Consider the following 12,521-nt stretch of genomic DNA (forward strand, 5'->3'; position numbering starts at 1 on the left):
CGTCAATTGCAGTCATTCGAGAACTCGACACCACGAGTCCGCGTACCGGAGCCGAAGTTTGTGGATTTGATGCACAATAGAACACATTGCCCTCCATTTAGCGGAAGTTGCGCGGCGGGTTTGCCGGTTCATTGCAGGTTATTGATGCGTCCCGCCTAGCAACTTAGACGGGACGCCTGCGCAGCAGATTAAGCTGCGTCTTCTTCATAATCCGACATCGGCGGGCAGGTGCACACCAGATGGCGGTCACCAAAGACATTGTCGACCCTGTTCACCGGCGACCAGTACTTGTCGACGACAAAACTGCCGGCTGGGAAGCATGCCTGTTCCCGCGTGTACGGACGATCCCATTCGCCTACCAGATCTCGCACCGTATGCGGCGCGTTTTTTAGTGGGTTGTTTTCGGGATCTATTTTTCCGTCAATAATGTCCTGCGCTTCTTGTCGAATTGACAGCATTGCATCACAGAAACGATCCAGTTCTGCCATTGGCTCGGATTCGGTCGGCTCCACCATCAGAGTTCCGGCAACCGGCCAGGACATTGTCGGCGCGTGGAAACCGCTGTCGATAAGTCTCTTGGCGATGTCGTCCACAGTCACGTTTCCATCTTCTGCAAGCGGTCGTGTGTCGAGGATGCATTCATGCGCCACACGCCCCGATTCTGAAGTGTAGAGAACCTTGTATGCGTCCTTGAGCCTGGCAGCGATGTAGTTAGCGTTCAGGATTGCCACCTTGGTCGCTTGCGTTAGACCCTCGCCGCCCATCAGCAACAGGTACGCCCAGCTGACCGGCAGGATCGACGGTGACCCGAACGGCGCGGCCGAGACAGGACCAATGGCCTGGTTCAACTCAGGATGTCCCGGCAGATAGGGTTCCAGATGCGACCGAACGCCAATCGGTCCCATGCCGGGGCCTCCTCCGCCGTGCGGGATGCAAAAAGTTTTGTGTAAGTTCAAGTGGCTTACATCCCCGCCGATCTTACCCGGCTGGGCCAGACCGACCATCGCGTTCATGTTCGCGCCGTCGATATAGACCTGACCCCCATGATCGTGAACGATCTGGCAAACCGCCTGCACTGTCTCTTCAAACACACCGTGCGTCGAAGGATAGGTGATCATGCAAGCAGCCAAATGATCGGAGTGTTTCTCGGCTTTTGCCTTGAAATCGGCAATGTCGATGTTGCCGTGGTCATCTGACTTCACCGGTACCACTTGATAGCCGACCATATTGGCGGTCGCCGGGTTAGTGCCATGCGCCGAGGTAGGGATCAGGCAGATGTTGCGATGCCCTTGTCCCTTGGCCGCGTGGTAGTTCCGGATGGTCAGCAAACCGGCATACTCCCCCTGCGCGCCCGAGTTGGGCTGCATGGAGATGGCGTCGTAGCCGGTGATCTGACACAGTTTGTCGTTCAGATCCGCTATCATCTCGTGATAGCCCTGTGCCTGATCCTCTGGGCAGAACGGGTGCAGGTTTCCAAATTCCGGCCAGGTCACCGGGATCATCTCGATGGTCGCGTTCAGCTTCATCGTGCACGATCCAAGCGGGATCATTGCACGGTCCAATGCCAAGTCGCGGTCAGCGAGACGGCGCATATAACGCGTGATCTCCGCTTCGGCACGGTTTAGGTGGAAGATCGGGTGGGTCAGGTACTCGCTTTCCCGCAGCGCATAGTCGGGCAAGCGGTACATGCGGTTCTTTTGGCTATCGTCTTTCTTGTCGATGCCGAATGCACCCCAGACGGCTTCGATGGTTTCCGGGCGCGTTTGCTCGTCAAGCGATATGCCAACCTTGGTTTCGCCGACCTTGCGCAAGTTGATGCCACGGGCAACAGCAGCCTCCATAACAACCTTCTGCAGGTGACCAACCTCGACAGTGATGGTGTCGAAGAATACCTCCGGTTCGACTTGAAAGCCATGCTCTTCCAATCCGGCGGCCAAACGCGACGTCTTGCGGTGCACCGATTGGGCAATCGCCTTGATGCCATCCGGGCCATGATAGACCGCATACATCGAAGCGATGACGGCAAGCAGGGCTTGAGCGGTGCATACGTTGGAGTTTGCTTTTTCGCGGCGAATATGCTGCTCGCGGGCCTGAAGTGCAAGACGGTAGGCCTTGTTGCCGCGAGCATCGACCGAAACGCCAATGATACGACCTGGCATCGAACGCTTGAGAGCGTCGGACGTCGCCATGTAAGCCGCGTGCGGCCCGCCATAACCCATCGGAACGCCAAAACGCTGGGTCGATCCCACTGCAATATCCGCCCCCATTTCGCCGGGCGACTTCAGAAGGGCCAATGCCAAGATGTCTGCGGCAACAATGGCAATCGCCTTGTGCTCATGCAGGGCAGCGATTTCCTTCGTGAAATCTCGCACGTGACCATAGGTACCGGGATACTGGAAGATCGCTCCAAATACGGCACCCGGATCCAGATCATCGGGATCAGCCACCTGGACGTCGATGCCCAACGGTTGCGCGCGAGTCTTGATTACCGCGATGGTCTGCGGGTGGCAATTCTTGTCGACAAAGAACGCCGCATTGTTGGCCTTGGACCGCCCACCGCGCTTGGCCATCGTCATAGCCTCGGCTGCGGCGGTCGCCTCGTCCAGCAGGGATGCATTCGCGATGTCCAACCCAGTCAAGTCGCTGACCATGGTTTGGTAGTTCAGCAACGCCTCAAGACGACCTTGCGAGATTTCTGCCTGATAGGGCGAATAGGACGTATACCACGCCGGGTTTTCCAGAATATTTCGCAGGATCGGCGCCGGTGTCGTGGTGCCATAGTAGCCTTGCCCGATCAAAGACGTCAGAACCTTATTCTTGGACGCTACTTCGCGCATGTGAAACAGTGCATCGCGCTCGGTCATTGCCGGACCCCAATCCAGCGGCTCTTTCATGCGAATTGCCGGGGGCACCGTGGCGTCGATCAGTTGATCCAGCGTCTTGAAGCCAATCACCTTGAGCATGTCGGCCATCTCACGTGGGGATGGTCCGATATGACGGCGATTGGCAAAGTCATATGCTTCGTAATCGGTCAGTTTGAAGGCCATTTCAGCACTCCTGTTGCGAAACTTGAACCCGGCAGATCCAGCCGCCGGGAAATCTTGGAAATGTCGCGGCGATCAACCGATCAACGCTTTATATGCGTCAATATCCATCAGGTCTTCGAGCTGTGAAGCATCTGTTACCTTGATCTTGTAGATCCACGCGTCGGCTTCGGGGCTTTCGTTGAGCGCGCCGGGATTGTCGGCAAATACTTCATTTACCTCTACGATTTCACCATCTACCGGAGCGTAGAGCTCCGATGCGGCTTTGACGGACTCGATTACGCCGATTTCGCCGCCCTTCTCGAACTCTTCTCCAACGTCACGCTGTTCAACGAAAACTACTTCTCCCAATTGATCCGCGGCGTGTTGTGTAATGCCCAGAGTGGCGACGTCGCCCTCGACCGTGATCCATTCATGCTCTTCCGAGTAATAGGTTGCCATTGCTTTCTCTCCTGGCTTAACGCTTGTAGTTCTGTGTGACGAAAGGCAATGCCACGATTTCCGCAGTTTGCGCTTTGCCACGAATGATGAGGTTCACTTTCTCACCTGGTTCACCATGACCCGCCGAGACATAACCCATTGCGACCGGGCCGCCCACAGTTGGGCCAAATCCGCCCGAGGTGATCTGTCCGATGGGGTTGCCCTCGGCACATTGGATTTCCACGCCCTGGCGTGCTGGCGCTCGCCCTTCCGGTTTGATCCCGACCAGCTTGCGCGTGGCGCCTTCGGCCAGTTCCTTTTGAATGCGCGCAGCTCCCGGAAAGCCACCCTCTTCCTTGCGACGTTTCTGGATTGCCCAGCTCAGCGACGCTTCAATCGGCGAGGTCGATTGGTCGATATCGTTGCCGTAAAGACAAAGCCCGGCTTCTAGTCGAAGGCTATCTCGTGCTCCAAGGCCAGCCGGTTCGCAATCTTCATGTGCAAGAAAAGCTTTGGTGATTTCGATGGCCTTGTCTTCGGGGATCGAGATTTCATAGCCATCTTCACCGGTGTACCCCAAACGAGAAATGCGGCATTCGACGCCGTTGATCTCTCCGAGCGTTGTCTCCATGAACTTCAGGTCACGGGCAGCGGAGCAGAGTGCACCCACCACATCTTCGGCCTTCGGACCTTGCACTGCGACTAGCGCACGGTCGAATAGTTCGGTTACTTCTACACCTTCCAGATTTGCCGCCATATGCGGGATATCTTGGTGGCGCAACGCGGCGTTCACAACGACAAAGTAATGGTCACCTGCGTTCGACACGATCAAGTCGTCCATGATGCCGCCATCCTGGGTGGTAAAAAAACCGTAACGTGCCTTGCCTTCTTTCAGTGTCGCAAAAGCCTGAGGGCACAATGTTTCGAGCTTTTCGCCCACATTTTCGCCCCTAAGGATCACTTGACCCATGTGAGAAACGTCAAAAACTGCTGCCTTTTCTCGGCATTGCTTGTGCTCACCCATAATTCCCATGGGATATTGGACCGGCATTTCCCAGCCGGCAAAGTCGACCATCTTGCCGCCTAGTTCCACGTGCAGATCGTAAAGCGGGGTGCGTTTGGGCGCGTCGGTCATAACAAAAGCCTTTCAATATCTGATCCGGTTCAGCCGCGAACGACCATGACCGAACAATGAGCGTTTCGAACAACGCGGGCAAGGTTTGGCCCGATCTCGAAGTTTGGAAAATCACCCTCTGCCGAAGCCATCACGATAAGATCAAACGCACCCTTGTGGGCAAGCTTGAGGATTTCACGATACACGCTGCCTTCCTCAATATGAACTGTCACGTCGACAGCGCTACCACTAGCCAGTACGGCCTGCACAGCTTTTCTCACGTGCTCTTTAGCGCCGTGACCATAATTTTCCGGAAGGTTAGGCAACTTGATAATCTCGGGAACGACCGAAACAGCATGCAGTTCGGCACCATAAAATTTCGCCTGTTCCAGGGCTAGCGGCAGTGCCTTTTTCCACGACCGTTCATCGGTGTGATCAATCGGCAGCAGTATCTTTGTGGCCATCGGTCATCTCCTCGATAGTAGGAATTCGCTTTAAGGAGGCAGGGGGCCACCACGGCCCCCTGCCGACAGTTATTCGGCAGGTGTTCCGCCGGGTTCTTCCGATTTGCCGCCGCTGGCAAAGAACTCTTTCGTCAACTTGAAGACGATCGGGCTCAGCAGGGCCAGGGCGATCAGGTTCGGAATGGCCATCATGGCGTTCAGCGTATCGGCCAGCAGCCAGATGAAGCCCAGATCCGCAGTTGCGCCGAAGTAGATCGCAATGATCCAAAGGATGCGGTAGGGAAGCAGGGATTTCACGCCCAGCAGGAACTCAACGCATTTCTCGCCGTAGAAAGACCAGCCAAGGATGGTGGTGAAGGCAAAGATCGACAGAGCGATGGCGATGATCGAACCACCGATACCCGGCAATGTGGACTCAAACGCTAGCGAGGTCAGCGCCGCACCGGATTCACCCGATGTCCACGCACCAGACGAGATGATCGCCAGACCGGTAATCGAGCACACGATGATCGTGTCGATGAACGTACCCAGCATCGCAATCAGACCCTGATTGACCGGGCCTTTGGTCTCGGCTGCCGCGTGTGCAATCGGTGCCGAACCCAGACCGGCTTCGTTCGAGAACACACCACGTGCCACGCCAAAGCGAATTGCCATCCACACAGCCGCACCGGCAAATCCGCCTTCGGCGGCCGACGGGGTGAAGGCGTAGGTAAAGACCAGCGACAGGGCGGAACCGATGTTGCCGATGTTGATCAGCAGAACCAGCAGGCCGGCAGCGATGTAGGCAATTGCCATGAACGGAACCAGTTTACCGGCAACCGCGCCGATGCGGGTGATGCCGCCCAGGATAACAGCTGCGGTCAGAACCATCAGAACAACACCCGTGACCGAGGTGTTCAGGCCAAAGTTCGATTCCAGAACCTGAGCCACACCGTTTGCCTGCACGCCGTTGCCGATGCCGAAGGCAGCAATCGCGCCGAACAGGGCAAATGCAACGCCCAGCCAGGCCCATTTCGCGCCAAGACCGTTTTTGATGTAGTACATCGGGCCGCCAACATAGTTGCCCAGTTCGTCTTTCTCGCGGTATTTCACCGCGCAGACAGCCTCGGCATATTTGGTGGCCATGCCCACCAGGGCGGTCATCCACATCCAGAACAAGGCGCCCGGACCGCCCAGGAAGACAGCAGTGGCCACACCGGCGATGTTACCGGTACCGATGGTTGCCGACAGCGACGTCATCAGCGCGTTGAAGGGGCTGATCTGGCCTTCGCCCTGCCCTTCACGGCCTTTGAACAGCAGGCTGAAGCCCGTGCCAATGCGCAGGATCGGCATGAACTTCAGACCGACCTGCAAGAAGAAGCCGACGCCAAGGATGAGAACCAGCATCAGCGGCCCCCACACGACGCCATTGATGGCCCCTACGATTGAATTTAACGCTTCCATGGTTTCCCTCCCATTTGCGTTTGGTTTATGCCCCTTTGGCGATGGCCCGCTGACGGGCCTGCCGGAGAGCAGCGAAATCTTCGTCCGCGTGGAACGACGACCGGGTCAGTGGAGTTGCTGACACGTGCAAAAAGCCCTTGGACCGGGCAATCTGTTCCAGTTGGGCGAACTCGTCCGGTGTCCAGAACCGGTCAATTGGATGGTGTTTCGGAGTTGGTTGCAGATATTGACCAATGGTCAGGAAATCGACCTGCGCAACCCGCAGGTCATCCATGACCTGACGCACATCCGCGAGCGTTTCTCCCAAGCCCACCATCAGGCCGGATTTAGTGAATATTTCGGGTTTGGCACGCTTGGCGTCATCCAGCAACCGCAGCGACGTGTAATACCGCGCGCCGGGACGGACGGTCGGATATAGGTGCGGCACGGTTTCCAGATTATGGTTGAACACGTCCGGCGCGGCGTCAAAAACTGCCTTGGCGGCGTCGCCCTTGCCCAGAAAATCGGGGGTCAGAACTTCGACTGTGGTGCCCGGGTTCTGGTGGCGTACCGCCCGAATGGTCTGGGCAATATGCTCGGCCCCACCATCGGCCAGATCGTCGCGATCGACCGAAGTGATGACGACGTGGCGCAGGCCCAGCTTCTTGACCGCCGCCGCAACACGACCGGGTTCAAAGGCGTCCAGCGCGTCGGGACGGCCAGTAGATACGTTGCAGAACGAACATCCGCGTGTGCAGACCTCGCCCATAATCATCATAGTTGCGTGCCGTTTGGACCAGCATTCGCCGATATTGGGGCAAGCAGCCTCTTCGCAAACTGTTGCCAGTTCATGATCCCGCATCAGGCGGCGGGTTTTATAGTACTCGCTGCCTTCGATCTTTTTCTTGCGAATCCACTCCGGTTTGCGCGGAATCGCGCTGTCAACCTTTCTGGCTTTCTCGGGATGGCGCAAACGGGGAACATTCATCGATCAGGTCCTCACGCGTGGATGGCGCGGCCCATGGCGTCAAGGCATGCTTCCTTAACTGCCTCACCCATCGCCGGATGAGCGTGGCAGGTTGCCGCCACTTCGGCCACCGTCACGCCCTTAGTCATCGCTAGAACGAGCTCGGCAATCAGGTCGCCTCCGTGCGCACCACAGATATGGGCACCCAGAATTCTGCCATCCGGTCCGGCCAAGATCTTGACTGCTCCGTCCGTTTCACCCGTTGAACGCGCGCGAGAATTGGCCATGAATACGAATTTGCCAACACTGTATTCTGTACCAGCTTCTTTCAGTGCTTCTTCGGTCTGGCCAACGGATGCGACTTCGGGATCGGTATAAACCACTCCGGGAACCTTATTGTAGTCCACATGCGCTTCCTGCCGCGCCATCATTTCAACGCAAGCAACGCCGTCTTCTTCCGCCTTATGGGCCAGCATCGGTCCAGGCACACAATCGCCAATGGCATAAAGTCCAGGAACCGAGGCTTCAAACGCATTGTTGACCTCAATGTAGCCACGCGCGTTTGTTACAACGCCTAGCTCCTCCAGCCCCAATCCGCGCGTTACGGGACGGCGGCCAACCGCGATCAGAACCTTGTCTGCTACCAGCTCTTCCTGCTTGTCCTTACCAACCCTCTCTAGGGTCAAAGTCAAACAATCGCCAGTCTTCTTAACCGACTTCAAAGCACGACCCAGTTGAAACTTAAGGCCGCGCTTGCTTAACGCTCTTTGTGCCAACTTTGCAATTTCACTATCGACACCTGGCAAAACCCGATCCAGGTATTCGACAACAGTGACTTTGGCACCCAGACGCGCCCAGACCTGCCCCAACTCCAACCCAATGACACCCGCCCCGACAACGACTAGGTGATCTGGAATTTCTTCGAGCGCTAACGCCCCGGTCGAACTGAGAATATCCTGCTCGTCGATTTCGATTCCCGGCAACGGCGTCGGCTCTGATCCGGTTGCTATTAGAATTCTATCTGCGTGGAAGATGTTTCCTCCGACGGATACCTGTCCCGGCGCCGGAATCGAGGCCCACCCCTCAATCAGGTCGACTCCGTTCTTCTTGAAAAGAAAAGCGATCCCCTTGGTTAGATCGTCAACAATCTTATCTTTGCGCCCCATAAGCACCCGCAAATCAATACTGACCTCCTCGACCGCAATACCGTGGGAGGAGATATGCGAGAGTTCGGCATATTTGGCCGAAGAGGTCAGCAACGCTTTGGAGGGAATACATCCAACGTTAAGGCAAGTGCCGCCCAATGCGCCCCGACCTTCAACGCAGGCGACTTTCATTCCCAACTGTGCGGCACGAATTGCCGCCACATACCCGCCGGGTCCGCCGCCGATGACCACTAGATCGTAAGTGCTCATTGTTTTCCCTCCGAAAACAAGGTCTGAATTAGGGATTTCATCACTGTATGCGATGGCATGTCTCCTATAGGAAACTTTTTTCTTGAAATCAACATTTGATTTCATCAGGAAATTTTGACTGGCGCATACATCAAAGCTAAAGTGATGGTGAGAAAAGGGGATTTTGACAATGGAACCCGTTCAAACCGAAGAAACCGGCATCGTAACCGAAGCAATTGAAGCGCCAGATGGCGAAACACTTGGGAAAATGATTCGCGATGCCCGAAAAAAAAAAGGGCTGACTCTGGAAGAGGCGGCTAAGGCGGCTGCGATCGGGCGATCTACTCTGTCGAAGATCGAAAACAACCAAACACGCCCGAGTTTTGAAATCATCCGACGGCTGATGCAGACACTGGAGTTAGAAACACCTCAGCTCTTTGTTCAATCCGCCCAAAGCGATATCTCGGGCCGGCGCGATTTCACTCGCTCTAGAGGCGGGGAGCATCAGGAAACCCGAACCTACGACCACGAGTTGCTGTGCACGGAGCTGACCAGCAAACGAATGCTGCCCTATATCAGTACGATCAAAGCCCGAGACGTGACGGAATTCGACAACTGGGTGCGCCATCGCGGTGAGGAGTTTATGTTCGTTCTCAGCGGCGAGGTGACGCTCTACACTGAACACTATCGCCCTCTTCAAATGAAAGCCGGGGATTCCGTTTACTATGACAGCGGCATGGGACACGGCTGCGTGTCGACCAGCAAAGAGGATGCCCGTGTTTTATGGGTTTCGCTGGCAGATTGACCGCAAGATGTCACTTTTGGGTCATTGGGGCCACAGCAGGAGACGACGGTCGCCGTTTTCGCCTATTGAGCCACGCGAATGTCGGCAACTTCAGCGAACCACGAATTCCGCATGCAACGCGCCCGCTGCCTTAATGGTTTTCAAGATATCAATCATGTCCCGCGGCGAGACACCCAATGCATTTAATCCTGTAATCACATCCGTTAGCGAAGTAGTGTCAGGAACTTCAGCTAGCCGCGTACCTTCATCCTCTTCGATGTCGGCCGTCGTACGCGGCACGATTACGGTTTGGCCGTCCGCAAAAGGGTTTGGTTGCACGACAATCGGCGATTCCTCGACGCGAAGTGTCAGATTTCCCTGAGACACCGCGACACGCGAAATCCGAACGTCATCACCCAAGACGATTGTTCCGGACCTCTGATCGACCACGACACGTGCCTTACGCTCCGGTTCCACAAGGATGTTTTCTATCCGACCTATGGCATGGGCTGTGGATAAAGTCCGCGTTGCGGAAATATCAAGTTGCACTGTGCCGGAATCGCGCATGATCGCAACTCTGTTGTTGAATTCGCGGTTGATAGCTACCTCAATCCGTCCCGCGGTGGTAAAATCAGGTTCGCGTAACGCCAATCGAAGCTGCGTCAGAGTGTTCAGATCAAACTCAATCTCTCGCTCGACCCGCGCGCCAGCGGGAATAACACCAGAAGTGGGCACACCCTGAACAATGGAGGCCGCCTCTCCTTCTACAGCCGCCCCACCAGCTAGAACAGTACCCTGGGCGACTGCATATATCTGACCATCTGCGGCATTCAGCGGCGTCATGATTAATGTGCCACCCAACAGACTTTTGGAATCTCCAATAGCTGAAACTGTCACGTCGATCTGGCTGCCGACCCGCGAAAATGGGGGCAGGCTTGCTGTTACCAAAACTGCCGCCACGTTTTTCGGGCGAAATTGCTCACCGGTTACATTGACACCCAGACGCTCGAGAATGTTCGACATGATTTCTTCGGTAAAGGGCGAGTTCCGCAACCCGTCACCTGTGCCATTCAGTCCAACCACCAGTCCGTATCCGATCAAATCGTTTCCTCGAACTCCATCGAAATCAACCAGATCCTTGAGCCGGATCGAATTCGCCCCAGAAAGATCTGGCATCAGCAAAACTATAAGAAATAGAAGAAGCCTCATCTCAGAAAATTCACCAGTGAAAGATTGGAATTTCGAACCGTGACCGAATACAAAGCCTCAAGCTGAAACTGTGCTTCTCGAAGTCGTGTTGCAGTTTCATATGGATCCGCACCAATCAAATTGCCCTTCGTGTATTCTAAGCTGGTTTGAGTAACGGAGTTTCTGATCACAGCTTGTTCCACGCGTGCCTCGGCTGTTCCGATCTCTGCTCGCGTGTTCAGGACGGCATCATTCGTGTTGGTCAAGTCTTCTCCCATGGACTTGAGAAGCTCGGCTTGCTGACCCTTCGGCAACCCCAAAGCTGAGTCGGACGCCAATGCGGCTAAAGCCATCGCGCGTAGTACATCCCGAAACACCTTGTCATCCGCCGTTGAGGAAAGACTTATCTGATCGGTTTCCGATACGCGCATCGGTGCCAAGCTGTTTTCAGATCCACGATACATAACGGCCCGAAAACCGGCAGGGTCATCAAACCAATCGCTCGCGGCCTGCTGGACTTCATGAGCAGTCGCCGATCCGGAGACTTCGGCGCGCAGCGCTGACAGAAGTGTTTCGGTCGCTTCAAGCGGTACCGTGTCCGTCGCCATTCCCGAAAAAAGAGAACGCCCACCGGCCTGCGTATTAAGTGTCGATATCACAGTTTCCAGATCATTCCGCGCCTGAACACTTGCCTGTTCGTAAGTGACAGCTTGATTGGAAGAACCAAAAGAAAGGAGTGACGCAGATAACCTAGATACACTATCATTGATGACCGTCAGGCTTCCCTGCATTCCGGCGGCAAGCAGTCCAGCTTCAGATGTGACAACTCGAAAGCCATCAAGTCGCTCCAGCATGCGGTCGAGGTCCACGATCTGCGAATAGTCACCCCTTAGCTTTGCGGACAGATCCGATACCCGGCCCGATGACAACTCGTAGGAGAGCGTTTCAATCTGCTGCTTTATCACGGTGCTGCGGGATTGCAGCGACAACCCTCGGGCAAGATCACCAATCGTGTTCATAACCATGCCTTACAACCTCAAAAGAGTTTCCATTAATTCATCCAAAACCTGGATCATCCTCGCATTGGCCGAATAGGATTGCTCGATCCTCATCAGATTCTGCAGTTCCGCATCGGTGTCTGTCCGTCGTCGGGGATTTTGGGACAGATGGCTGCCTGAGCTAAGAGAGGATCTGGCGCATCTGTTTGGTTTGATTATGCGGCGGATTTTCGGTGAAGCAAGCGCCGGGTTTCGAGTGTCTTCCGTTTGATCCTTTCTCGTTGTTTCAGAATGGTGTGGCCGCGCCCGAAGTAGACATCGGCCGGTGTGAGGTTTTGCAGGCTCTCGTGATAGCGCCGGTGATTGTAGTGATCGACAAAGGCGTCGATCTGCTGCCTGAGATCGCCGGGTAGGTAGTAGTTTTCCAGCAAGATGCGGTTTTTCAGGGTCTGATGCCAGCGCTCGATCTTTCCCTGAGTTTGAGGATGGTATGGTGCCCCTCGGACATGATCGATTTCCTGATCTTCCAGCCATTCAGCAAGTTCACTAGAGATGTAGCTGGACCCGTTGTCGCTGAGCAGCCGTGGCTTGTGGAAGACGGTCACCTGGGCACAGCCCGAAGCCTGCAAAGCCAGGTCCAGCGTATCGGTGACATCACTAGCCTTCATCGTTGTGCAGAGCTTCCAGGCGATGATGTAGCGGCTGTAATCATCGAGGATGGTCGAC

11 protein-coding genes and 1 pseudogene are annotated in these 12,521 nt (G+C 55.5%); 1 reads left to right on the forward strand and 11 read right to left on the reverse strand.

Annotated features, from left to right (window positions below):
- Nucleotides 1-188: 188 nt before the first annotated feature.
- The 7 genes from gcvP to lpdA form a co-directional block, all read right to left on the reverse strand.
- A complete protein-coding gene (gene gcvP / locus AC2FLX_RS20695) occupies nucleotides 189-3,047 on the reverse strand; it encodes an aminomethyl-transferring glycine dehydrogenase (RefSeq protein WP_496747006.1) in 2,859 nt (952 codons plus the stop codon).
- Between the two features lie 72 nt (nucleotides 3,048-3,119).
- On the reverse strand, nucleotides 3,120-3,485 hold the full coding sequence (gcvH, locus tag AC2FLX_RS20700; protein ID WP_480751638.1) for a glycine cleavage system protein GcvH: 366 nt from the start codon (nucleotides 3,483-3,485) through the stop codon (nucleotides 3,120-3,122).
- A gap of 16 nt (nucleotides 3,486-3,501) precedes the next feature.
- Nucleotides 3,502-4,599, reverse strand: a complete 1,098-nt coding sequence (gene gcvT, locus AC2FLX_RS20705) for a glycine cleavage system aminomethyltransferase GcvT (protein WP_480751637.1) — start codon at nucleotides 4,597-4,599, stop codon at nucleotides 3,502-3,504.
- A 29-nt stretch (nucleotides 4,600-4,628) separates the two neighbouring features.
- Nucleotides 4,629-5,042: a universal stress protein gene (locus AC2FLX_RS20710; RefSeq protein ID WP_480751636.1), complete on the reverse strand. Its 414-nt coding sequence runs from the start codon at nucleotides 5,040-5,042 to the stop codon at nucleotides 4,629-4,631.
- A 69-nt stretch (nucleotides 5,043-5,111) separates the two neighbouring features.
- Nucleotides 5,112-6,485, reverse strand: a complete 1,374-nt coding sequence (locus AC2FLX_RS20715) for an alanine/glycine:cation symporter family protein (RefSeq protein ID WP_480751634.1) — start codon at nucleotides 6,483-6,485, stop codon at nucleotides 5,112-5,114.
- Between the two features lie 25 nt (nucleotides 6,486-6,510).
- Nucleotides 6,511-7,452 carry a lipoyl synthase gene (lipA, locus tag AC2FLX_RS20720; protein WP_480751632.1) on the reverse strand — a complete coding sequence of 314 codons (942 nt, stop codon included), beginning with the start codon at nucleotides 7,450-7,452 and terminating at the stop codon, nucleotides 6,511-6,513.
- An 11-nt stretch (nucleotides 7,453-7,463) separates the two neighbouring features.
- Nucleotides 7,464-8,846 carry a dihydrolipoyl dehydrogenase gene (gene lpdA / locus AC2FLX_RS20725; protein ID WP_496746996.1) on the reverse strand — a complete coding sequence of 461 codons (1,383 nt, stop codon included), beginning with the start codon at nucleotides 8,844-8,846 and terminating at the stop codon, nucleotides 7,464-7,466.
- Nucleotides 8,847-9,015: 169 nt separating this feature from the next.
- Here lpdA and AC2FLX_RS20730 point away from each other — a divergent pair, with 169 nt between their 5' ends.
- Nucleotides 9,016-9,630 (forward strand): helix-turn-helix domain-containing protein, encoded by a 615-nt coding sequence (locus tag AC2FLX_RS20730; RefSeq protein WP_496875523.1) that lies wholly within the window; start codon nucleotides 9,016-9,018, stop codon nucleotides 9,628-9,630.
- A 90-nt stretch (nucleotides 9,631-9,720) separates the two neighbouring features.
- Here the strand turns inward: AC2FLX_RS20730 and AC2FLX_RS20735 are convergent, their stop codons facing one another.
- The 4 genes and pseudogenes from AC2FLX_RS20735 to AC2FLX_RS20750 all read right to left on the reverse strand — a co-directional run.
- Nucleotides 9,721-10,818: a flagellar basal body P-ring protein FlgI gene (locus AC2FLX_RS20735; RefSeq protein WP_496746989.1), complete on the reverse strand. Its 1,098-nt coding sequence runs from the start codon at nucleotides 10,816-10,818 to the stop codon at nucleotides 9,721-9,723.
- Nucleotides 10,815-11,822, reverse strand: a complete 1,008-nt coding sequence (locus AC2FLX_RS20740; RefSeq protein WP_480751626.1) for a flagellin — start codon at nucleotides 11,820-11,822, stop codon at nucleotides 10,815-10,817. Before AC2FLX_RS20740 ends, AC2FLX_RS20735 begins: the two co-directional genes overlap by 4 nt.
- 3 nt (nucleotides 11,823-11,825) lie before the next feature.
- Nucleotides 11,826-11,936: pseudogene (locus AC2FLX_RS20745) on the reverse strand (flagellar basal body rod C-terminal domain-containing protein); the annotation flags it as partial.
- Between the two features lie 74 nt (nucleotides 11,937-12,010).
- Nucleotides 12,011-12,521: transposase (locus AC2FLX_RS20750; protein WP_496875524.1), on the reverse strand; the 511-nt coding region annotated here is incomplete at its 5' end.

The organism is Ruegeria sp. YKSF57, assembly GCF_059612585.1.

What these genes read in the sequence shown, in the direction of transcription:
- gcvP (WP_496747006.1), bottom strand. Translation starts at nt 3,047, where the DNA reads ATGGCCTTCAAACTGACCGATTACGAAGCATATGACTTTGCCAATCGC.
- gcvH (WP_480751638.1), bottom strand. Translation starts at nt 3,485, where the DNA reads ATGGCAACCTATTACTCGGAAGAGCATGAATGGATCACGGTCGAGGGC.
- gcvT (WP_480751637.1), bottom strand. Translation starts at nt 4,599, where the DNA reads ATGACCGACGCGCCCAAACGCACCCCGCTTTACGATCTGCACGTGGAA.
- AC2FLX_RS20710 (WP_480751636.1), bottom strand. Translation starts at nt 5,042, where the DNA reads ATGGCCACAAAGATACTGCTGCCGATTGATCACACCGATGAACGGTCG.
- AC2FLX_RS20715 (WP_480751634.1), bottom strand. Translation starts at nt 6,485, where the DNA reads ATGGAAGCGTTAAATTCAATCGTAGGGGCCATCAATGGCGTCGTGTGG.
- lipA (WP_480751632.1), bottom strand. Translation starts at nt 7,452, where the DNA reads ATGAATGTTCCCCGTTTGCGCCATCCCGAGAAAGCCAGAAAGGTTGAC.
- lpdA (WP_496746996.1), bottom strand. Translation starts at nt 8,846, where the DNA reads ATGAGCACTTACGATCTAGTGGTCATCGGCGGCGGACCCGGCGGGTAT.
- AC2FLX_RS20730 (WP_496875523.1), top strand. Translation starts at nt 9,016, where the DNA reads ATGGAACCCGTTCAAACCGAAGAAACCGGCATCGTAACCGAAGCAATT.
- AC2FLX_RS20735 (WP_496746989.1), bottom strand. Translation starts at nt 10,818, where the DNA reads ATGAGGCTTCTTCTATTTCTTATAGTTTTGCTGATGCCAGATCTTTCT.
- AC2FLX_RS20740 (WP_480751626.1), bottom strand. Translation starts at nt 11,822, where the DNA reads ATGGTTATGAACACGATTGGTGATCTTGCCCGAGGGTTGTCGCTGCAA.